The sequence below is a fragment of the Flavobacterium rhamnosi genome (assembly GCF_048286515.1).
Classification (GTDB): domain Bacteria; phylum Bacteroidota; class Bacteroidia; order Flavobacteriales; family Flavobacteriaceae; genus Flavobacterium.
On sequence record NZ_JBLVPS010000011.1, the window covers coordinates 66555 to 88547 of the forward strand.

Here is a 21993-nt window from a genome sequence, read left to right on the forward strand (position 1 = left end):
ACAATCTGTTTTTGTTTCAGAATATGCTCAATTAACAACAATTAGCCCACCTGCCCATCCTGTATAAAGGAATAATAAAAAGGAATACGGTAAAATGCAACTATAAATAAAAACCAATTTCAATTAACATATTGATTTATAAAAGTTTAAATATTTTTCTGATAAATTGCTTGTTAAAAAATTAAAACCAATATTTTTACTAGAAAGTTTTTAAACGCTCAAAAGAATTTTAAATTACACTTAAAACGAAACAGTCATGCAAATTGGAATTATAGGATTAGGAAAAATGGGGTTCAATCTTGCCCTTAACTTACAGCAAAATGGTTACGAAGTAATAGCCCAAGATGTAAACGCTGACTTTCTAAAGAAAATTGGCACGAAAGGAATTACCACAGCATATTCCGTACAAGAGTTGTGTCAAAAACTAAACGACCGAAAAGTTATTTGGTTAATGGTCCCTGCCGGTGAAATTGTAGATGCAGTCATCACTTCATTAATTCCCTTTTTAGGGAAAAACGATATTATCATTGACGGTGGAAATTCTAACTATAAAGATTCTATGCGTCGCTATTCCCAACTCAAGGAGCTTGGTATTGACTTTTTGGACTGCGGAACTTCTGGCGGAACTTCTGGTGCTTTAAATGGTGCTTGTACGATGATTGGCGGAGACGCAGCAGTATTTGAATATGTTGCAAAAGTCTTTAAGGATATTTCCGTAGAAAATGGTTATTTATACACTGGTGCGGCAGGAAGTGGTCATTTTACAAAAATGGTTCACAATGGAATAGAATATGGTATGATGCAATCCATCGCTGAAGGATTTGAAGTTTTCGAACATTCTGAATTTGATATTGATTTCGAAAAAACGGCCAAATTATTCAATCACGGTTCTGTGGTGCGCAGTTGGTTAATGGAACTAACAGAGAATGCTTTCTCAAAAGATCCACATTTAGATAGTATAAAAGGAATAATGCATTCTTCAGGCGAAGGAAAATGGACGCTCGAAACTGCTTTAGATTTAGGGGTTCCTACTCCCGTAATTGCACTTTCAATTATGATGCGCTACCGTTCCCAAATGACTGACACTTTCTCCGGAAAAGTAGTCGCGGCACTTCGAAATGAATTTGGGGGTCACGCAGTGGAGAAGAACGAATGACAGAAACTTTCTACTACATTGACTTAAAAAAACTGCGTACGAATTGACGGCTATCTAATTTATCCCATTCCCAACTATGTCTATATTGATTTTAATTGCAAGTATCCTTTTATTACTGGTCATGATTTCTGCAGTAAAACTAAATGCTTTTATCTCATTGATAATCGCTTCTTTATTTGTGGGGATTGCCAAGGGAATGCTCTTTCCTGATATTATTAATTCGCTACAACTAGGGATTGGAAGTACTTTAGGATCTCTGATAGTAATTATCGCTTTTGGCGTTATCCTAGGGAATATTCTTTCGGATAGCGGTGCCGCACAACGAATTAGTACGGCAATGATCAGTGCTTTTGGAATCAAACATATTAAATGGGCCATGTTACTTACTGGTTTTGCTGTAGGAATTTCAATGTTCTACAATGCTGGTTTCGTGATATTAATTCCAATGGTTTTCGCCATCGCAAAAAGCACTAAACAGCCCATAATTTATCTCGGAATCGCTATGGCTTCGGCATTATCAGTGACTCATGGTTTTTTACCGCCGCATCCCGGACCAACCGCTATTGCCGTAATTTTTAAAGCTGACATTGGGCAAATTTTACTTTACGGATTGGTAATCGCGATTCCTACTTTATTGATTGCCGGGATTATTTTTCCAGAATTCATAAAAAAAATTGTTGCCAACCCACCCGCAGGATTATTCGAAAGTAAGACATTCGCTGAAAACGAAATGCCCTCTTCCGGCATCAGCTTTCTAGCCGCTTTAATACCCATAATCTTAATGGGATTAGCCACAATAAGCGAATTAAGTCTACCTGAAACTTCTGCTTTACGTCATATTCTTGGATTCATTGGAAACCCAACCACCTCTATGCTGATTGCTGTATTGTTTGCAGTAGTTTTTTTAGGGATCAATCGCGGTCGGAAGATGCAGGACATTATGGATAAATCCAGCTCGGCTCTTAGTTCAGCTACGATGATCATAATGATTATTGCAGCCGGTGGTGCTTTTAAACAATTGCTTATCGATAGTGGTATTGGTACTGATTTAGCCATTTTTTTCGAAACATCAACACTTTCTCCCTTGCTATTAGGCTGGCTTGTGGCAACAATTATTCGCATTGCATTAGGTTCAGCAACTGTCGCAGGATTAACTGCAGCCGGGATTGTACAACCATTAGTGGTTAGTTCAGGAATAAGCCCTGAGCTGATGGTACTGTCCATAGGAGCAGGAAGTTTGATGTGCTCCCATGTAAATGACACTGGTTTTTGGATGTTTAAAGAATATTTTGGGATTAGCATCTCGGACACTTTCAAAACTTGGACCGTGATGGAAACCATCATTGGAACCATGGGACTGATTGGGGTATTAATACTGAATGTATTTGTGGGCTAATAATTTATCTACATAAAAATGGAGCAATTTTACATAGGAATAGACATTGGTACCACGGCAACTAAAGCGGTATGCTTTGATGTAACCGGAAAAGTAATTCGGGAATTTAGCCAGTCCTACCCAATGTATCACCCTCAAGCGGATTGGAGCGTACAAAAACCTAATGAAATAGTAGCTGCTGTTTTAAAATGCATTCAGCAAATTACAAAAGACATCCAGCCTGAATTTATTAGTTTTAGTTCTGCGATGCAAAGTATAATTGCAATAGACAACACTGGAAAACCGCTTACTGAAGCTCTAATTTGGGCAGATAATAGAGCCTATTCATTAGCTGAAAAACTAAAAAATTCAAAACAAGGAAATAATTTTTATCAAAAAACAGGTATTCCTATTCATACTTTTTCACCAATGACCAAAATTGCTTGGCTGAAAAAGCATGACGCAACAAATTTTTCAAAAACTTTCAAATTTATTAGTATCAAAGAATATGTTTGGCATCATCTTACGGGAGAATATGTCATTGATTCCTCGATGGCATCGGGTACTGGACTGATGAATATTCATACGCTACAATGGGAATCAGAAATTCTCGATTACTTAGAAATACAAGAAAATCAACTATCCATAATAGTGGATCCAATGCACCAAAGCAAAGGGGTATCCGATGGTTTTGATTATATACTTGGTGGCGGTGACGGTGCTTTGGCAAACTTGGCAACCGGAGCAATGGAAGCGGGACGCATGGCTTTGAGCATTGGCACCAGTGGCGCAGTGCGCTTGCCTTCTGACAAGCCTTTTATTGATCCGCAAATGCGAACGCAATGTTATCATTTGATGGAAAACCAATACTTGAAATTAGGGGCTGTTAATAATGGTGCAATTGTTTTGCAATGGCTGAAAGAATCCATCTTAAGAACCGACAAATCTTTCGAAGAATTGTTTGACCAGGCTACAATGATTCCTGCAGGATCTGAAGGATTGCTTTTTGTTCCTTATTTATTGGGGGAAAGAGCTCCCATCTGGGATGCTTCCGCTCAGGGAACTCTTTTGGGAATCCGAATTATCCATACTCAAGCACATTTAATTCGGGCTACACTCGAAGGTATTTTATTTGGACTATTAAGCATTACTGAAATCTTACTTCCTGATTTCGAAAAAAGACATGAAACAACAATAATGGCGAGTGGTGGTTTTGGAAAAAGTGATCTCTGGTTACAAATGGTTGCAGATATTTTTCAAATGAAAGTAATTGTAGCCGAAACAATTGAAGCGTCTGCATGGGGCGCCGTTTTAATTGGATTTAAAGCTACCGGCATTTGCGTTCCAAAGGAATCTAAAATCGGAAAAATTTTTCTACCAAATAAAGATTCAAAAGAAATCTACGAACAAAATTTTGAGAAATTCAAACGCATCCATCCTTTATTGCAAGCGCTCTAATTTCCATTATGATTCACGAAATAAAAAAAACAAAAACTATAAGTATGAGAAAAATAATTCCTTTCTATAGGGCTTTATGACACATGCCCATTAACCTACAACGGAAGCCTTATACAGTACTTACATTCGCTTAGTCACAGTTTTGCTGCAGTTTCCTTCAGCGCAGTGCACAAATAAAAAATGCCTCCTATTTTAGGAAGCATTTTTCTTTGCAGAGAGAATGGGATTCGAACCCACGTTATGTTGCCATAAACACGCTTTCCAAGCGTGCGCCTTCAGCCACTCGGCCACCTCTCTATTTTATTTAAGGTTGCAAAGAACACAAAAAAAAGTGACTTAGAAAAGTAAAATCTGAATATTATGCTATTTCACCTCGCAAAGCCGTTTCAAATATACTTTTGAAGTCTTCTGGCGCTATTTTCTGGCTCAATAAATACATTAATTTTGTGATTGCTGCTTCGGTCGTAATGTCTTTACCTGAAATCACACCTATATTTTTCATAGAGGTACTAGTTTCATATTGCCCCATACTAACACTCCCTCCTGAGCATTGAGTAACATTAATGATATACAACCCTCTCTTAATCGCATTTCTTAATAGATCTATAAACCATTCTTCAGTAGGGGCGTTTCCGGCTCCATAGGTTTCTAAAACAATTCCCTTAAGATTTTGAATGTTAAAAATAGCTGATAAAACTGCTTCACTTATTCCTGGAAACATTTTTATAATGACTACCTGATTATTCAAATTTTTATGAACCTTTAATTTTCTAATCCTTGGTATAGGCAAAAATAATTCGGGACTCATATTGAGATGCACTCCAGATTCTACCAAAGAAGGATAATTTGGCGAAGTAAACGCTTTGAAATGTTCCGCATTTATTTTTGTAGTTCTATTACCTCGATACAACTTGTATTCAAAATAAAGGCAAACTTCTCTTATAACCGCTTTCCCATCTTCACGTAATGACGCAATTTGAATCGCAGTAATCAGATTCTCTTTAGCATCCGTACGCAAATCTCCAATAGGCAATTGTGATCCGGTAAAAATTACTGGTTTTGACAAATTTTCGAGCATAAAACTTAATGCCGATGCAGAATACGACATAGTATCTGAACCATGAAGCACTACAAATCCATCACACTGCTCATAATTATCTTCGATAATCGAAGCAATTTGAGCCCATTTCTCAGGATTCATATTAGAGGAATCAATAGGATTTTCGAAAGAAATAGTTTCGATTTCGCAGTCCAACTGTTTCAGTTCCGGAATCCTTTGTAATAATTTACTAAAATTGAAAGCTTTGAGCGCACCCGTTTCAAAATCTTTTCTCATACCAATGGTTCCCCCGGTATATATCAGAAGTATTTTGGCTTTAGATTGCATTTTGATATTTTAATTTATTTACAACGGGATTCGCATACATTGCAAGAAAACCTTCCAAAGCTATTGGATTATCATGATCAATGCGCATTTCGAGTCTACGTTCAAATAGTGATTTTTCGTTTTCTGTATATAAATGTGAATAGATATTGGTCTTATTAACAATATCATACGCAATATAATTCGTCGGCCACAAGTGGTAATTACTTAATATCGCATCGTCAATAACTTGTGCCAATGCTACTATTTGCTTATTTGAAGTGTCACTTTCGACAATAATTGCATCTATTTCTGTATCCAAAACTTTACCTACATGGATGTGGATTCTTTTCTTCTGTCCCAAAGCGCCACTAAGAATTGTCATGAAATCTTCATTTTTTTCTTTAATGTAAACTTCATTATTAGCTTCAGCCATTAATTGAGGCATTTTCAAAGCATCAGTTGGATCATATTCATAGGAAATCGAAACCGGTATGATTTTTACTTTTTTGAAGTAATCCATCAAATTCTTTTCATCAGAAGCCATACCCAGCATTTTCAAAACACCTGGATTTGTGGCATCATTCCCGTCTTTTGTTCTACCTTCTCGTTGCGCAATCCAAACCGAACGGTTTTCATGCAGCAACAAATGACCAATATATTCTGACAATAGTTTTGAACTTTGTAGCATTTCTCTTGGCGTTAAGCCACGCTGAACAAGAAAATTACGATTGAGTTTTGCCAATGTCTTCAGGAAAGATTTCTTTACTAAATTATCGCCAATCGCCGAAGCCGTCATCACTAAACCATGCTCAAATAAAGAAGCATTTAGCAATGTTGTATCTAAAAGAATATCACGATGATTCGAAATAAACAAATAAGATGTATTAGGCTCTAATTTTTCGAACCCGGAAGTTGTTAATCCTTCCGAACTTTTTTCCAATACCTTTTGAACCGATTGATAAATAAAATTACATTGAAAATCACGAATAGAATGCGTTTTTCTGAGTTGTTCTTTCCAAACTTCGTCAGCTACATCTGGAAAAGAAAAATTCATTAATGCCTTCATCATCGGATGATGAATCACATCTTGAAGAGCCTCGTTTATTTCGGCATCATAAAATGGTCGAATAGCGTCAAATTTCTGCATTGTTAGTTTTCTAGGTTTGTGTCGGCAAATGAACAAAAAAAAAGTTAAAATAAAATAAATTTATTTTAAATCCCAAAAATTGCTTTAGAATTTTCAGTTGTTATTGCCGCAATTTCATTTGGCGTTAGATCATAAATTTCAGACAACTTTTTTACAATATTTACAATATAGCTGCTTTCATTCCTTTTTCCCCTATAAGGAATGGGCGCTAAATACGGAGAATCTGTTTCTAAAACGATGTTTTTCAAGTCAATATGATTCAAGAATTGATCAATTTTCCCATTTTTAAAAGTAACTACACCGCCAATTCCAAGCTTCATATTATACGAAATTGCTTGTAATGCCTGTTCATACGTCCCGGAAAAACAATGAAAAATTCCGAATAAATCAGCAGACTTTTCCTCTTCCAGAATTTCGAAAATTTCATCAAAAGCGTCACGACAATGAATTACAATGGGTAATTTATAGTGTTTAGCCAGTTGGATTTGTCTTCTAAAAGCGATTTGCTGCTGTGGCAAGCTGGTTTTATCCCAATACAAATCGATTCCAATTTCGCCAACGGCATAGAATTTTCTTTTAGACAACTCTTCTTCCACATGCTGCAATTCCTCCAGATAATTATCTTTTACATGCGTAGGATGCAATCCCATCATCAAGAACACGTTATGCGGATAATTTTTTTCTAATTCGTACATAGATTCCGTACAAGTCGAATCAATAGCCGGAATGAAAAAACGAGAAACTCCGGCATCAATTGCTCTTTGAATCATTTCATTTCGGTCTTGATCAAATTCTTCAGAATATAAATGAGTATGTGTATCGGTAATTATTGTTTTCGTTTCCAAGTCTAAGGTTTAAGGGCGCAAAATTACAAGAATAAAACTAGTCGGAAAAGTGGTTTAACAAAGATTAATTAAATTTGATTTCAGTGGTTTGCCATTCTAACGAACTTGTTGCGAAAATTATAATCTAATTCCTATAATAAATCTTGAATTTAATAACACTCTACCAGATTTCCTTATACAATTAGCAGTCCTCCTGTATCAGTTTAAAAACAAAAGAAAAAGAAATTCACAAAGCCGTTCTTATTCTTTTAAAAGCCTTTGATGCTTTCACCAAACACTTTGTTAAATCTTGTTACATAGCCCATTATGATACAATTTCATTTTGCAAGACAAATAAAATTAAAGATTTTTAAGATGTAAAACTTGATTTTTTTTAGTACCAAAAAAAATCCAAGAAATCGTATTATTGGCGTCCTTTTGTGCCTTTTTGTGAATTAGAAACAACAAAAATACTGTGAATTATATCTTTTATAGTATTGGGTTTTTGATTCTAATTGGTTTATTTTTGGCTTTCAATCGCTCTCGAAAATGAAAAATCTACACGAAATTCTTAAAAAGGAAAATTACAAAAAAGTAAAATTTAAGATTACTAAAACGCAACACCTTTTGATCAAAGCAAAAATCAATGGTGTAAAAGGAAATTTTATTTTGGACACAGGCGCTTCAACTAGTTGTGTCGGATTTGAAAGTGTCGACTTATTTTTATTGGAAGCAAAAAACTCAAAAACGAGAGCTTCAGGCGCTGGAGCTACCGGAATGCTGACTCAAATAGCCACAACAAACCAATTACAGCTAGGCACTTGGAAGGACATTGCTTTTGATGTTGTAATTTTTGATTTATCCCATGTGAACGAAGCTTTAACACAACATAAAGCAAAACGTGTTCATGGAATAATAGGTGCTGATATTTTAATGAAAGGCAAAGCGATCGTAGATTACTACAATCATTGTTTGTATTTACTAAAGTAAAAGTAAACATTCAAAAAACAACTTTAAATACTATTACTTAAGCTTAAACTGACAACTTCACAAGGAGTTCTGATTCTTTTTGAATTTTAAATATTGTGAAAGGAAAATTCACATTTTTAATGATTTAATTTCGGACTAAAAATATTTTTTCTAATAACACTTGTGTACAAAGCAAAAAAAATCCCGTCGTGTTTAGAAACAGGACGGGATTGAAATTTTCCTTTGTCAAACGAAAAGACTTGCCTAAATTGACGAAGCGATGACAAAGTATATCGATATTACAATTCTAATGCTTTTTTAGGATTGTTATCCAATAATAATTCTAGTGGATTTTCTAACGCTTCTTTTACTGCTACCAAGAAACCAACCGACTCACGACCATCAATAATTCTATGGTCATAAGATAAAGCCACATACATCATTGGGTGAATTTCGACTTTCCCATTTACTGCAATTGGACGCTCGATAATATTGTGCATTCCAAGAATTCCAGATTGTGGAGGATTGATTATCGGCGTACTCAACATACTTCCAAAAACACCCCCATTAGTGATTGTAAAGGTTCCGCCAGTCATATCATCAACTGTGATTTGTCCGTCACGTGCTTTTAACGCTAATCTTTTAATGTCAGCTTCCACTCCTCGGAAAGTCAAGTTTTCAGCATTACGAACTACAGGAACCATTAATCCTTTTGGTCCTGAAACGGCAATTGAAATATCGCAAAAATCGAAAGCAATCTTATGATCACCATCCATCATTGAATTTACATCTGGGAATAATTTCAACGCTCTTGTCACAGCTTTAGTAAAAAAAGACATATATCCTAAACCAATTCCACCATGTTTAGCTTTAAACGCATCTTTGTATTCATTACGAATCAAGTTGATTGGCGTCATGTTTACCTCGTTAAAAGTGGTCAACATAGCAGTTTCGTTTTTAGCCGCAACTAGTCTCTCAGCGACTTTTCTACGTAACATTGATAACTTAGTACGCTCAGTTCCACGAGATCCACCTGTAGGCGTTCCCATAGATGGAACTGCATTCACTGCATCATCTTTAGTTATTCTTCCATCTTTCCCACTTCCTGTTACTGAAGCTGGCGCTATATTTTTTTCATCTAATATTTTTCGTGCTGCTGGAGATGGAGTTCCTGAAGCATAAGTTGCTGTTGCAACCGGAGCCGCTTTTGGCGCTTCTGCTTTAACTTCAGCTTTTGGTGCTTCTACTGCTTTTGCAACTTCCACCGCTGGTGCAGCACCCGATGGTTTTGCAGCACTCGTGTCGATTAAACAAACTACCGCTCCTACTGCTACCGCATCGCCTTCTTCTGCTTTCAATGTAATGATTCCACTTGCTTCTGCAGGCAATTCCAATGTTGCTTTATCAGAATCAACCTCAGCAATTGCTTGGTCCTTCTCTACATAGTCTCCGTCTTTTACCAACCAAGTTGCAATTTCAACTTCTTTTATAGATTCCCCTGGTGATGGGACTTTCATTTCTAAAATCATGTTCTATTATTTTAAATTATGAATTTTAAATTTTAAATTGTTTCAAAAACAACCTATGCTTACTGTCTATGTATTTTATACCTGACCGATGCGGCATCCTTTTATCTTTAAAAGACGCAGCGTACAGCAGGAAATAGCTCCTTATTATCTAAACAAATTTTTATCAAAAACCATTCGTATCGCATCAGCCTGACGACGTTTTGCCCTTGTGTAACTTCCTGCCGCTGGTGCTGAATATGCTTTTAGTGAAGCCAATCTCCATTTTACTAAATCAAAATTCATCAACATATAACTGTAAGCACCCATGTTTTTTGGTTCTTCTTGTGCCCAAACATAATCATCCGCATTTGGATATTTAGCAATAATCGCTTTTAATTGCTCCACTGGCAATGGAAACAATTGCTCGATTCTTACTACCGCTACATCATTGCGTCCGTTGTTTTCTCTTTCGGCAGTAATGTCATAATAGAATTTCCCTGTACAAAAAACCAATGTTGTCACATCCGCTTTATTTACGGTCTCATCATCAAATGTTTCCTGAAAACTTCCTGATGCAAAATCTTCTACAGGAGATAAAACTCTTGGATCACGCAATAAACTCTTTGGTGTAAATACAATAAGCGGTTTACGGAAAGTAGTTTTCATTTGTCTTCTCAACAAGTGGAAGAAGTTAGCAGGTGTTGTACAATCGGCAACATACATATTATGTCTGGCACAAAGTTGTAAATACCGTTCCATTCTGGCTGAGGAATGCTCCGCTCCCTGTCCTTCATATCCGTGAGGCAACAATAAAACAATTCCGTTTTGATTGTTCCATTTATCTTCTCCACAAGAAATATACTGGTCGATCATAATTTGGGCTCCATTACTAAAATCCCCAAATTGCGCTTCCCAAATTGTTAATGTATTCGGGTTTGCTAGAGCGTAGCCATAGTCAAAACCTAAAACACCGTATTCAGATAAAAGAGAATTGAAAATATTGAATTTCCCCTTTTTGTTTTCTAAATTATTGATCAAAACCACTTCTTCTTCTGAATCTTCAACTTTTACAACAGCATGGCGATGAGAAAAAGTACCTCGTTCAACATCTTGTCCAGAAATACGAACATCATATCCTTCTTGCAACAAAGATCCATAAGCTAAGTGTTCGGCCATTGCCCAATCCAGCTTATTGGTTTGAAAAAACATAGTTTTTCTGTCGTTAATCAGTTTTTGGATTTTACTGATAAACTTTTTATCCGCAGGTAAATTACAAATAGCATTTGCAACTTCAGTAAGTCCTTCTTTTGAATAAGCAGTAGCTACATTTTCGAGCATTTGCGTATCGGTTACTTGCTCAAAACCTTTCCATTCATTTTTCATAAATGGAGTAATAATTGTCAAGTCTTTTTTACGAGACGCTTCAAGGTTTACTTCAAGATTAGATTTGTACTCCTTTTCTAATCCATTCACATAGGTAGCATCAATAACTCCTTCAGACAATAACTTTTCAGCATAAATATCTCTTGGATTTTGATGTTTTGCTATAATTTTATACAATACCGGCTGCGTGAAACGAGGTTCATCTCCTTCATTATGTCCGTATTTTCTATATCCTAATAAATCGATAAACACATCTTTACCAAATTGCATTCTGAAATCTAAAGCAAATGACATGGCATGCACTACCGCTTCTGCATCATCTGCATTTACGTGCAATACAGGCGAAAGCGTTACTTTGGCAACATCAGTACAATAGGTTGAGGAACGCGCATCAAGGTAATTAGTTGTAAACCCTACCTGATTGTTAATTACAATGTGAATTGTACCTCCAGTTTTATAACCATCCAATTGCGCCATTTGCACAATTTCATAAAGAATACCCTGACCAGCAATTGCGGCATCACCGTGAACGGCGATTGGTAAAACTTTAGAAAAATCATTAGGGAAATATTTGTCTTGTTTTGCTCTTGTAATTCCTTCAATTACTGCACCTACTGTTTCAAGGTGAGAAGGATTTGGAGCTAAATTAATATTTATGTTTTTTCCGGTACTTGTAATTTTATCAGCTGTAAGGCCTAAATGGTATTTTACATCTCCGTCAAAATATTCCTGATCGTAATCTTTACCGTCAAATTCCCCAAAAATGTCTTGGGTAGATTTGCCAAAAATATTTGCCAAAACATTCAAACGACCTCTATGTGCCATTCCCATTACAAATTGCTCCACTCCTTTTTCAGCAGCTTTTTCAATCAAGGCATCCAAAGCAGGAATTACAGACTCCCCTCCTTCAAGAGAAAATCGTTTTTGACCAACATATTTTGTATGCAAAAAATTCTCAAAAGAAACAGCTTCATTTAATTTATTAAGAATGGATTTCTTCTCATCCGCAGAAAAATTAGGCTGATTGTCATTTTTTCCTAATTTTTTCTGAATCCAGTCCACGATTTCAGGTTTACGAATATACATGTACTCGACACCAATGTGCTGGCAATAAATAGCGTCCAGGTGCATTATAATCTCCTGAAGCGTACAAGGCTGAATATCAATGACCTTTGCTGCATCAAAAACAGTATTTAAATCTGTTGCTGAAAGTCCAAAATTTACGATATCTAAAGTAGGTGAAGAAGTTCTTCTGTCTCTCACAGGATTTGTTTTTGTAAACAAATGTCCACGGGAACGGTACCCATCAATCAATTTTAGTACGTTGAATTCTTTTTGAAGTTTATCCGAAACAATAGTACAATCAGCGTTATTAACGGCAAAATCTGCCATCTGCTCCACTTTACTTTCACCATTGTAGCTCGCCATTCCAAAGTCGAAACCTTGAAAAAAACTTCTCCAACTTGGCTCGACGCTGTCTGGATTTTCTAAATATTGATCGTATAATTGTGCGAAAAATTCGGTATGTGCTGCGTTTAAAAATGAAAACCTATCCATAATGTTAGTGAATGTACTTTTTGTTAAATAGTTTGACAAAAGTACAATAATCCAGTATATCTAATTTAATTTTTTACGTACTTTTACGTAAAAATTTGTTAAAAAAACCCTTAAAACATGAAAAAAAATCATCATTTCGCCATTTTAAGATCTTTTTTGATTTTGACAACCCTATTTTCTTCCAATTTTTTATTTGCGCAACAGCAAACGATTGCGTATAAATCGCCAAGTAGTTTTTGGTCGAAAGTACAATTTGGAGGCGGTATCGGATTAAGCGTTGGTTCTGGCTATACTGATATCGCAATAGCTCCTAGTGCCATTTACAATTTCAATGAATATGTAGCCCTGGGAGTTGGCGTACAATACACTTATTTAAAGCAAAAAAATTATTATGCCTCCCATTTATATGGTGGTAGCATTATAGGCCTTTTCAATCCTATTGAAGAAATTCAACTTTCAGCTGAATTAGAACAGTTAAGAGTCAATGAAGATTTAGATGGCTCCAATAGCAATTCACATAACTATTGGAACACTGGTTTGTTTCTTGGTGCTGGTTATAGATCCGGAAATGTAACCATCGGTGCTCGCTACAATGTATTAAATGACAATAACAATATATATGGTAGTCCCTTTATGCCATTTGTCAGAGTTTATTTTTGATAAAAAAGACTGCAATAGAAAATCTAATTAACGATATTTATTTCTGAACCAAACTTTCTGCCATTCTCTTTTCAGAATTAAGAAAGCCACTTGTTCAGCCAGAACAACTAAGTCTGAACCATCCAGCTCTTTTACTTTCTCCTCAGCAACATCAATAATGTAGAGTAAATTGAGATATTCAGCAAATTTATACTGAATCAATCTGTAGATTTTTTCATGTAATTGTACCTTCAAATCATTAGGAGTACTGCTCAAGGGAAAATCAATTCCTTCATTAGCCAGATTAAAGTCCTTATTAATCTGTTCAATTAATTTCAAGTACAAGTTTTCTTCTTGCGCCTCAGTAAGTAGTAAATCTGTATTTTTTGGAGCTATAAACATTTCATTTTTAGATTTAGATTTTTGAAAACGGAAAGCTGTGACTGAAAATTAAACCTTTCGTCCCATTAAATTTTCACCAAAAACTTTAAGTATTGCTTTTTTATCGGCTCCAATATTCATTTTGTCTAATGTTTGAAAAGCTTTAAACGTAAAATCCTGAATGGCATCTTGTGTTGCTTTTGAAGCACCTGAGCTATTAAAAATTTCTTTTACTGTCTTGATTTTATCTAAATTGTCTTGTGGCTGACTGGAAAATAATTGAACCAGCTGTTGCGCTTGCTCTTTTTCAGAAAAAGCAACAGCTTTTAGATATAAATAGGTTTTTTTGTTTTCAATAATATCGCCCCCCACTTGTTTTCCAAATGTTTCCGGATCACCAAAAGCATCTAAATAATCATCCTGCAACTGAAAAGCCAAACCTAAATTTAGACCAAAATCATAAATTAAATTGGCATTTTCCTTCGAAGTTTCGGCAATAATCGCACCCATTTTCATCGCTGCAGCAACTAAAACGGCCGTTTTATATTCAATCATTTTAAGATACTCTGGAATAGTAACGTCATTTCTAACTTCAAAATCCACATCCCATTGTTGCCCTTCACAAACTTCGAGAGCTGTTTTGCTAAATAATTTTGCCAGTTTACGAAATATTTTTGGCTGGTATTTCTCAAAATATTGATATGCTAAAATCAGCATTGCATCACCAGATAAAATGCCGGTATTTATATTCCATTTCTCGTGAACCGTTTCCTTACCTCTTCGCAAAGGAGCATCGTCCATAATATCATCATGAACTAACGAAAAATTGTGAAAAACCTCAACAGCTAAAGCGGCTGGCAACGCTTTTTTATAATCTGCATCAAAAACTTCAGCACTCATAAGTGTAAGCACAGGACGTATTCTTTTCCCCCCAAGATCTAAAATATAATGTATCGGATCATACAAATTCTTAGGCTCTTTGACCTCATATTGCGATTGCAGATATTCCGAAATGAACTGCTGATACTGATAAATGGTATGCATAAATTTTTTTTTTGGCTAATTTACAGTATTCACCCTGTATTCCAAACAGCGTTTATTAATGAAATGTTAAATAATCAAAAATACATTGGAAACTATTTTGGTATTCAAAGTTTCCGTTTTACATTTGCACGAAATTAACATTTCAATTCTAAGCCATTTTTCAGTATAAGAATGTACCTGGAATTCTAAATACAACCCAAAATAATATGACAACAACATGGACAATTGATTCAACCCAGTCTGATGTTCTAATTAAAATAAGACATTCTATAATTGCTTATTTAGCAGGAACAATCAACAAATTTAAAGGACATATAGACATTCAGGATAATGAAATTGAAGATGCTTCAATTGAGTTTTCATTAGATGTAAATAACAAGGACACAAAAATCGAACAAATAGATACCCATTTAAGGCTAAACGATTTTTTGGATATAAATCAGTATCCAATCATAAGTTTTAAGTCGACCTCATTTCAAAAAGTAAATAAGAATATTAACTTTCTGAAAGGAAATCTAACAATAAAAAACATAACCAAAGTTGTTGAACTTGATGCAGAATTCATTGGAATCAACGCTAATAATGGTGATAGAAAAGCTGCTTTTGAAATAACAGGAGCTATAAATCGCAAAGATTTTGGATTAACATTCAATTCTTTCAATCAAACCGGTGGTTTAGCTATCGGGCAAGACATTAAACTTATTGCTAATCTGGAATTCACTGCTTAAGCAAGCTAAGTTATACAAATGTTAAATAATTGCCAATGCAGCGGAAACTACTTTGGTGTTAAAAGTTTCCATGTTATATTTGCGTCGAAATTTAACATATTTCAAATAAATTAAAACAAACTGAAAAAAGTTCAGCAAAAAGATGAAAGAGAAAATTATATCAAAAGCAAGTGATATGTTCTTAAAACTAGGTTTTAAGAGTATTACGATGGATGATATAGCTGGAGAAATGTGCATTTCTAAAAAAACAATTTATAAGTATTTTTGTAATAAAGAATTGCTTATTGAAGAAACTACAGCGACAATCCATAAAGAAATACACCAGATTATCGACAATGTTCTTTTAAAAAATTACAATGCCATTCAGGAAAATTTCGAGATAAGAAAAATGTTTAAAGAAATGTTTAAGTCATCGGATACCTCTCCAGTATATCAATTAAAAAAACATTATCCCGAAATATACGAAAAGGTAATGTCAAGAGAAATTAATGAATGCAATATCCTTTTTAAACAAAATATTGAAAAAGGAATTAAACAGGGATTGTATCGGGAAAACCTAAATATCGAAAGTTACGTCCGATTTTATTACCTCTTGGTTTTTAGCATTAAAGAAAGTACCAGTTCTGAAAAAGAAGCTCAAAAATTAGAACTTGAAATTTTAGAATACCATACAAGAGCTTTGGCAACACCAAACGGAATTATCGAACTTGAAAAACATATATTAAACACTACTACATAATGAAGAATATAATTTTAATAACAATCTTAATTTTTGCTGTCAATGCAAAAGCACAAGAGACAAAATCGCTAACGCTAAGAGATGCAATTACCTACGCTTTAGAGAACAAAGCAGACGCTAAAAAAGCTAAACTTAAAGTAGAAAACAGTGAATATCAGATTCAGGAAGTACGTTCCAGAGCATTACCAGAAATTTCTGCAAATGGAGGATTGACTTATAATCCAATTTTACAGACTACTTTCCTTGATGCTGGTTCTTTTGGCGGTGAACCAGGACAAACAATAGAGGCTAATTTTGGACAAAAATGGACTTCAGTTGCCGGTGTTTCTTTAACACAAACACTTTTTGACCAAACTGTTTTTACAGGTTTGAAAGCAGCAAGATCCACAAGAGAATTCTATCAGATTAACGATCAGCTGACAGAAGAACAAGTAATCGAAAGAGTGGCCAACAACTACTACCAGGTTTACGTTCAACGTCAAAGATTAAATGTTCTGGACAGTAATTATGTTAACACAAACAAAGTGAAAAACATAATCAAAGGACAATTTGATAATGGTCTGGCAAAAAAAATTGACCTGGATAGAATTCTAGTTAAAATTTCGAACATCAATACGCAGCGTCAACAAGTTTTGAATGCAGTCCAATTACAGGAAAATGCATTAAAATTTTATATCGGAATGCCTATTGAAACAAAAATCACTATTCCTCAAACGGAATTTCAGGTTACTCCTCAAGCTTTCTCAGAAGCACCAAATACGGAAAACAGAACCGAATATTTGCTTCTAAAAAAACAGGAACAACTGCTAACGTATCAAAAGAAAGCTGATGAAGCGGCTTACTACCCTACGCTTTCACTTACGGCAGGTTATAATTATATTGGTCAGGGCCCGGAAATACCTTGGGGAGGAAAACCTTCCGATGGTGTTTACTGGTCTGATTTCTCTTCTGTTGGTTTGAACTTAAAGGTTCCCATTTTTAAAGGATTTGGAACTCGAGCAAAAGTAAGACAGGCAGATGTTAATTTAAGATCATTGAAGGAAGACATAAATGACACGAAATTAAGCCTTGATTTAGCATATGAAAACGCAAAAATACAAATTGACAATAGTGTAATTACAATCAGCAATCAAAAGGTAAATGCACAATTAGCGCAAGATGTTTTAGATAACACTAGAAATAACTACATACAAGGACTAGCTTCTTTAACTGATTTATTGGACGCGGAAAATTCATTGACCGAAGCTCAAAACAACTACACTTCGGCAATATTAGACTACAAACTGGCAGAAATTCAATTAATCAAATCAAAAGGAGAATTAAAAACTTTATTAAATAACTAACAACATGAAAAAAAATATAATAACCGGAATAATCATTTTAGGCGCAATAGTAATCATCGCAGTAGTTTTGACAAACAATAAAAAAGAAAACGAAGCAAAAACAGCTATTGTAGCTGAAAAAAATGCAAGTGTTTCCGTTAAAGTTGAAACGGTAAAAACGGAGGAAGTTTCACTTGATTTTTCGGCCAATGGGAATTTTGAACCACTACAAGAATTGAGTTTTTCAGCAGAAAAACCAGGAAGAGTAGTACGTGTTTTAGTTGATGAAGGAGATCATGTAAGAGTTGGACAAACCTTAGCTATTGTAAGAAGTGAGCAAGTTTCATCGGACTTACAAACGGCACAAGCTTCGTATCAAAATGCAGTAAGTGATTACAGTCGTTTTGAAAATGCATTCAAAACAGGAGGGGTTACAAAACAGCAATTAGACCAGGCCAAGCTGAATTTAGTAACTTCAAAATCAAGATTACAACAAGCAAAGGTTAATATTGGCGATACGAATATCAAAGCCACAATTAACGGTATTGTAAACAAAAAATACATTGAACCAGGATCAGTTCTTGGTGCTGCAACGCAAATGTTTGATATTGTAAATGTTTCTAAATTGAAACTGAAAGTTACAGTTAATGAAAATCAGGTTGCGGGTTTAAAATTAGGAAACATTGTAAATGTTACAGCAAGTGTTTATCCTGATAAAGAATTTTCAGGAAAAATTAGTTTCATCGCTCCAAAAGCTGATAGCCGTTTGAACTTTCCTGTAGAAATAGAAATCGCTAATAATTCCTCTAATGATTTAAAAGCAGGAATGTACGGGACCGCTTTATTTGCTTCAAATCAACAAAAACAATCCCTGATGATTGTTCCTAGAAATGCTTTTGTAGGAAGTGTGAGCAGCAACCAGATTTTTGTTGTGGAAAATGGAATAGCTAAATTGAAAACAGTTACAGCAGGAAGAATCCTTGGCGAAAAAGTAGAAATTTTAAATGGTCTTTCTGAAGGTGAAATTGTAATTGTTACTGGGCAGATCAACCTTCAAGAAGGAACTAAAGTGGATATTATTAAGTAATTTTTCTTTAATTTTTTATAGGAAAAAGACATTTCACAATTAAAAATTTACAATTTAATAAAATATGAAATTAGCAGAAATATCCATAAAACGTCCCTCATTAGTAATTGTATTGTTTACAATTCTCATTCTGGGTGGACTGTTCAGTTATAGCCAGCTAGGCTACGAATTGATCCCAAAATTTGAAACCAACGTAATTACGATAGCAACCGTATATCCTGGGGCTTCTCCGAGTGAAGTCGAAAATACGGTGACCAAAAAAATTGAAGATGCTGTCGCTTCTTTAGAAAATATCAAAAAATTAGACTCTAAATCATACGAAAGTTTATCTACAGTTTCTATCACTTTGACCTCTGATGCTGATGTTGATATTTCCATGAATGATGCACAACGAAAAATAAATGCTATCATTAGTGATTTACCAGACGATGCCAAAACACCATCTTTGAGTAAATTCTCCCTGAGTGATTTACCGATTATGACTATTGGTGCTAACGGAAAGATGGATGAAGTTGCTTTCTATGACTTAATTGATAAAAAAATCGCTCCTGTATTATCTCGTGTAGCTGGAGTAGCTCAGGTAAGTATTATTGGAGGACAGGAACGTGAAATTCAAGTCAATCTTGATGCTGTAAAAATGCAGGCATATGGACTTTCTATTCCACAGGTACAACAAAATATATTGAGTTCAAATCTTGACTTTCCAACAGGAAATATCCAGACCCGTGATAAGAAAATCTTAATTCGTTTAGCTGGAAAATACAAAAATGTTGAAGAATTAAAAAATTTAGTTGTTTCCTCAAATAATGGAATTCAAGTTCGGTTGAGTGATATTGCTGATGTTCAAGATACTCAAAAAATTGCGGAAAAAATATCGCGTGTAGATCAAAAAAGCGCTATTATTTTACAAATCGTAAAACAATCTGACGCCAATGCAGTTGCAGTAAGTGAAGAATTATTAAAAGCAGTTAATAAACTGGAAAGCGATTACAAAGTCAATCAACTGAAATTGGAAATAGCAAAAGACAGCACCGTCTTTACATTAGAAGCTGCCGATTCTGTAGTACACGATTTACTGATTGCAGTATTTTTAGTAGCCTTTGTAATGTTATTTTTCTTGCATAGTATTAGAAACTCGTTGATTGTAATGGTCTCTATACCGGCTTCCCTGATTTCAACATTTATTGGAATTTACCTGCTAGGGTATACGCTAAATTTAATGAGTCTATTAGGACTGTCACTTGTTGTTGGTATTTTGGTGGATGATGCAATTGTGGTACTGGAAAACATTTACCGACACATGGAAATGGGTAAAAACCGAGTTCGCGCTTCCTATGACGGGACTGCCGAAATAGGAGGAACCGTAACTTCGATCACATTGGTAATTGTTGTAGTATTTTTACCAATTGCAATGAGCTCTGGTATGGTTTCAAACATTATTACACAATTTTGTGTTACTGTAATTATTTCAACCTTACTATCCCTTTTAGCTTCATTTACGATTATTCCATGGTTGTCTTCTCGTTATGGAAAATTAGAGCATATTGAAGGTAAAAATATTTTTGGGAGAATTATTCTTGGGTTCGAAAGCTATTTAACTCGTTTTATCAACTGGGTTTCTCATTTGTTAACCTGGTGTTTAGACCATTATAAGACTACATTAGCAATTGTACTATTCTTATTTTTTAGCTCCATTGCACTTATTCCTGCAGGTTTTATTGGTGGTGAATTTTTCGCAGCATCAGATAGTGGCGAATTTTTAGTTCAGATAGAAATGCCCAAAGATGCTTCATTGGAACAAACAAACTTTATGACTCAAAAAGCAGAAGCCTTTTTGAAAAAAGAAGAATATGTAAAAAGTCAAATTACAACCGTTGGTCAAACCAGTGAGGGTTTAGGAGCATCGCAAGCCACCGCATACAAATCAGAGATTGACGTAAAAATGGTCGATAAAAAGGACCGTACTGATGAGGCCTCTGTATATTCGGCAAAAATAAAACGTAAATTAGAAAAAGTATTGGTTGGAGCAAAAGTAAAAACTGCCCCAGTTGGTATTTTAGGGACTGCCGAAGATGCAACACTAGGATTAATCGTTACCGGTTCTTCCTTAGAAAGCGCAATGGCTTTCGCAAAACAAGCCGAAGCTGAATTATATAAAATCCCAGGAGCAACAGAAATCAAATTATCTGTAGAAGATGGGAATCCAGAAGTCAATGTTAAAGTGGACAGAGATAAAATGGCGGCACTTGGATTGAGCCTTCAAACTGTTGGTTTAACAATGCAAACTGCTTACAGTGGAAATACAGATGGAAAATTTAGAGCGGGAGAGTACGAATACGACATCAATATCAAATACAATAGTTTTGACAGAAAAAGTATTGAGGATGTAAGTAACTTGATTTTTATAAATGACCGAAATGAACAAATCAAATTATCACAGTTTGCCACTGTAACAGAAGGTTCTGGGCCAAGTCAATTAGAGCGTAGAGACAAAACAGCATCGGTTACTGTAAAAGGACAGAATGTTGGTGTACCTGCAGGTACAATTGTAGCGCAATGGCAAGAAAAATTAAATACCCTAAAAAAACCAACAGGTGTAGATTATATTTGGGGCGGTGATCAAGAAAACCAATCGGAAGGTTTTGGAACATTAGGAATTGCATTACTGGCTGCTATTATATTAGTTTACCTTGTAATGGTTGGATTGTATGACAGTTTTGCTCATCCATTTGTAGTATTATTTGCCATTCCTCTTTCGTTTATTGGAGCGTTATTGGCATTAGCCTTAACGAACAAAACCTTGAATATATTTACAATTCTGGGTATGATTATGCTTATTGGATTGGTATGTAAAAATGCGATTATGCTAGTCGATTACACCAATCAACGAAGAGCAGCAGGTGAATCGATAAGAACCGCATTAATTCAGGCGAATCATGCGAGACTTCGTCCAATTTTGATGACGACTATTGCAATGGTTTTTGGTATGTTCCCAATTGCATTAGCATCTGGTGCCGGTGCTGAATGGAAAAATGGTTTGGCATGGGTAATTATTGGAGGATTAATTTCTTCGTTATTTTTAACCTTAATTGTTGTTCCGGTAATTTACGAAATCATGGAAAAATTAATTTCCAAATTTAGTAAAGGAGAAAAAACAGATTATGAAGCTGAAATGGTTGCCGATTACGAACCTAAAGAATTAAGCGAGGATGGTTTTAATCCAAAACACACATTGTAAAACTTGATTGTTTTAAAACATAAAACCTGTTCATTTGTTTGAACAGGTTTTTTTATGGTTAAAAATTACTCT

General features: G+C 35.0%; 17 protein-coding genes and 1 tRNA gene. 10 read left to right on the forward strand and 8 right to left on the reverse strand.

What is annotated here, in order from left to right:
• Positions 1-256 precede the first annotated feature (256 nt).
• The 3 genes from gnd (at position 257) to ACNQGN_RS10660 (ending at position 3989) form a co-directional block, all read left to right on the forward strand.
• Positions 257-1156, forward strand: coding sequence for a phosphogluconate dehydrogenase (NAD(+)-dependent, decarboxylating) (gene gnd, locus ACNQGN_RS10650; protein WP_417987814.1), 900 nt, complete (start codon positions 257-259; stop codon positions 1154-1156).
• Between the two features lie 76 nt (positions 1157-1232).
• A complete protein-coding gene (locus tag ACNQGN_RS10655; protein WP_417987815.1) occupies positions 1233-2552 on the forward strand; it encodes a gluconate:H+ symporter in 1320 nt (439 codons plus the stop codon).
• A gap of 18 nt (positions 2553-2570) precedes the next feature.
• A complete protein-coding gene (locus tag ACNQGN_RS10660; protein ID WP_417987816.1) occupies positions 2571-3989 on the forward strand; it encodes a gluconokinase in 1419 nt (472 codons plus the stop codon).
• A gap of 212 nt (positions 3990-4201) precedes the next feature.
• Here ACNQGN_RS10660 and ACNQGN_RS10665 read toward each other — a convergent pair.
• The 4 genes from ACNQGN_RS10665 to ACNQGN_RS10680 form a co-directional block, all read right to left on the reverse strand.
• A tRNA-Ser gene (locus tag ACNQGN_RS10665) sits at positions 4202-4286 on the reverse strand.
• 61 nt (positions 4287-4347) lie between these two features.
• Positions 4348-5376 (reverse strand): asparaginase, encoded by a 1029-nt coding sequence (locus ACNQGN_RS10670; protein WP_417987817.1) that lies wholly within the window; start codon positions 5374-5376, stop codon positions 4348-4350.
• Entirely contained in the window at positions 5366-6502 is a 1137-nt protein-coding gene (locus ACNQGN_RS10675) for a 1-acyl-sn-glycerol-3-phosphate acyltransferase (RefSeq protein WP_417987818.1), read from the reverse strand. Before ACNQGN_RS10675 ends, ACNQGN_RS10670 begins: the two co-directional genes overlap by 11 nt.
• Positions 6503-6567: 65 nt before the next feature.
• On the reverse strand, positions 6568-7347 hold the full coding sequence (locus tag ACNQGN_RS10680; protein WP_417987819.1) for a TatD family hydrolase: 780 nt from the start codon (positions 7345-7347) through the stop codon (positions 6568-6570).
• A gap of 528 nt (positions 7348-7875) precedes the next feature.
• Here ACNQGN_RS10680 and ACNQGN_RS10685 point away from each other — a divergent pair.
• The gene (locus tag ACNQGN_RS10685; protein ID WP_417987820.1) at positions 7876-8316 is read left to right on the forward strand and encodes a retropepsin-like aspartic protease; all 441 of its coding nucleotides are present in this window, start codon (positions 7876-7878) and stop codon (positions 8314-8316) included.
• Between the two features lie 278 nt (positions 8317-8594).
• On the opposite strand, the gene odhB is transcribed toward ACNQGN_RS10685, so the two are convergent.
• Both odhB and ACNQGN_RS10695 read right to left on the reverse strand, forming a co-directional pair.
• A complete protein-coding gene (odhB, locus tag ACNQGN_RS10690; RefSeq protein ID WP_417987821.1) occupies positions 8595-9824 on the reverse strand; it encodes a 2-oxoglutarate dehydrogenase complex dihydrolipoyllysine-residue succinyltransferase in 1230 nt (409 codons plus the stop codon).
• Positions 9825-9968: 144 nt separating this feature from the next.
• On the reverse strand, positions 9969-12743 hold the full coding sequence (locus ACNQGN_RS10695) for a 2-oxoglutarate dehydrogenase E1 component (RefSeq protein WP_417987822.1): 2775 nt from the start codon (positions 12741-12743) through the stop codon (positions 9969-9971).
• Between the two features lie 117 nt (positions 12744-12860).
• Here ACNQGN_RS10695 and ACNQGN_RS10700 point away from each other — a divergent pair, with 117 nt between their 5' ends.
• On the forward strand, positions 12861-13403 hold the full coding sequence (locus tag ACNQGN_RS10700) for a hypothetical protein (protein ID WP_417987823.1): 543 nt from the start codon (positions 12861-12863) through the stop codon (positions 13401-13403).
• 27 nt (positions 13404-13430) lie between these two features.
• On the opposite strand, the gene ACNQGN_RS10705 is transcribed toward ACNQGN_RS10700, so the two are convergent.
• A complete protein-coding gene (locus ACNQGN_RS10705) occupies positions 13431-13784 on the reverse strand; it encodes a hypothetical protein (RefSeq protein WP_417987824.1) in 354 nt (117 codons plus the stop codon).
• Between the two features lie 48 nt (positions 13785-13832).
• Positions 13833-14807, reverse strand: coding sequence for a polyprenyl synthetase family protein (locus tag ACNQGN_RS10710; RefSeq protein WP_417987825.1), 975 nt, complete (start codon positions 14805-14807; stop codon positions 13833-13835).
• Positions 14808-15013: 206 nt separating this feature from the next.
• Between ACNQGN_RS10710 and ACNQGN_RS10715 the strand changes: the two genes are divergently transcribed.
• From ACNQGN_RS10715 to ACNQGN_RS10735, 5 genes are all read left to right on the forward strand, one after another.
• Entirely contained in the window at positions 15014-15535 is a 522-nt protein-coding gene (locus ACNQGN_RS10715; protein ID WP_417987826.1) for a YceI family protein, read from the forward strand.
• A 142-nt stretch (positions 15536-15677) separates the two neighbouring features.
• The gene (locus ACNQGN_RS10720; RefSeq protein ID WP_417987827.1) at positions 15678-16274 is read left to right on the forward strand and encodes a TetR/AcrR family transcriptional regulator; all 597 of its coding nucleotides are present in this window, start codon (positions 15678-15680) and stop codon (positions 16272-16274) included.
• A complete protein-coding gene (locus tag ACNQGN_RS10725; protein ID WP_417987828.1) occupies positions 16274-17617 on the forward strand; it encodes a TolC family protein in 1344 nt (447 codons plus the stop codon). The genes ACNQGN_RS10720 and ACNQGN_RS10725 overlap by 1 nt, the downstream gene beginning before the upstream one ends.
• A gap of 4 nt (positions 17618-17621) precedes the next feature.
• Positions 17622-18683, forward strand: coding sequence for an efflux RND transporter periplasmic adaptor subunit (locus ACNQGN_RS10730; protein WP_417987829.1), 1062 nt, complete (start codon positions 17622-17624; stop codon positions 18681-18683).
• Positions 18684-18747: 64 nt separating this feature from the next.
• Complete coding sequence (locus tag ACNQGN_RS10735) at positions 18748-21921, forward strand: efflux RND transporter permease subunit (protein WP_417987830.1); 3174 nt, start codon at positions 18748-18750, stop codon at positions 21919-21921.
• Positions 21922-21993: the final 72 nt, after the last annotated feature.

Coding starts and splice junctions, on each gene's coding strand:
- gnd (WP_417987814.1), top strand. CDS start 257: ATGCAAATTGGAATTATAGGATTAGGAAAAATGGGGTTCAATCTTGCC.
- ACNQGN_RS10655 (WP_417987815.1), top strand. CDS start 1,233: ATGTCTATATTGATTTTAATTGCAAGTATCCTTTTATTACTGGTCATG.
- ACNQGN_RS10660 (WP_417987816.1), top strand. CDS start 2,571: ATGGAGCAATTTTACATAGGAATAGACATTGGTACCACGGCAACTAAA.
- ACNQGN_RS10670 (WP_417987817.1), bottom strand. CDS start 5,376: ATGCAATCTAAAGCCAAAATACTTCTGATATATACCGGGGGAACCATT.
- ACNQGN_RS10675 (WP_417987818.1), bottom strand. CDS start 6,502: ATGCAGAAATTTGACGCTATTCGACCATTTTATGATGCCGAAATAAAC.
- ACNQGN_RS10685 (WP_417987820.1), top strand. CDS start 7,876: ATGAAAAATCTACACGAAATTCTTAAAAAGGAAAATTACAAAAAAGTA.
- odhB (WP_417987821.1), bottom strand. CDS start 9,824: ATGATTTTAGAAATGAAAGTCCCATCACCAGGGGAATCTATAAAAGAA.
- ACNQGN_RS10695 (WP_417987822.1), bottom strand. CDS start 12,743: ATGGATAGGTTTTCATTTTTAAACGCAGCACATACCGAATTTTTCGCA.
- ACNQGN_RS10700 (WP_417987823.1), top strand. CDS start 12,861: ATGAAAAAAAATCATCATTTCGCCATTTTAAGATCTTTTTTGATTTTG.
- ACNQGN_RS10705 (WP_417987824.1), bottom strand. CDS start 13,784: ATGTTTATAGCTCCAAAAAATACAGATTTACTACTTACTGAGGCGCAA.
- ACNQGN_RS10710 (WP_417987825.1), bottom strand. CDS start 14,807: ATGCATACCATTTATCAGTATCAGCAGTTCATTTCGGAATATCTGCAA.
- ACNQGN_RS10715 (WP_417987826.1), top strand. CDS start 15,014: ATGACAACAACATGGACAATTGATTCAACCCAGTCTGATGTTCTAATT.
- ACNQGN_RS10720 (WP_417987827.1), top strand. CDS start 15,678: ATGAAAGAGAAAATTATATCAAAAGCAAGTGATATGTTCTTAAAACTA.
- ACNQGN_RS10725 (WP_417987828.1), top strand. CDS start 16,274: ATGAAGAATATAATTTTAATAACAATCTTAATTTTTGCTGTCAATGCA.
- ACNQGN_RS10730 (WP_417987829.1), top strand. CDS start 17,622: ATGAAAAAAAATATAATAACCGGAATAATCATTTTAGGCGCAATAGTA.
- ACNQGN_RS10735 (WP_417987830.1), top strand. CDS start 18,748: ATGAAATTAGCAGAAATATCCATAAAACGTCCCTCATTAGTAATTGTA.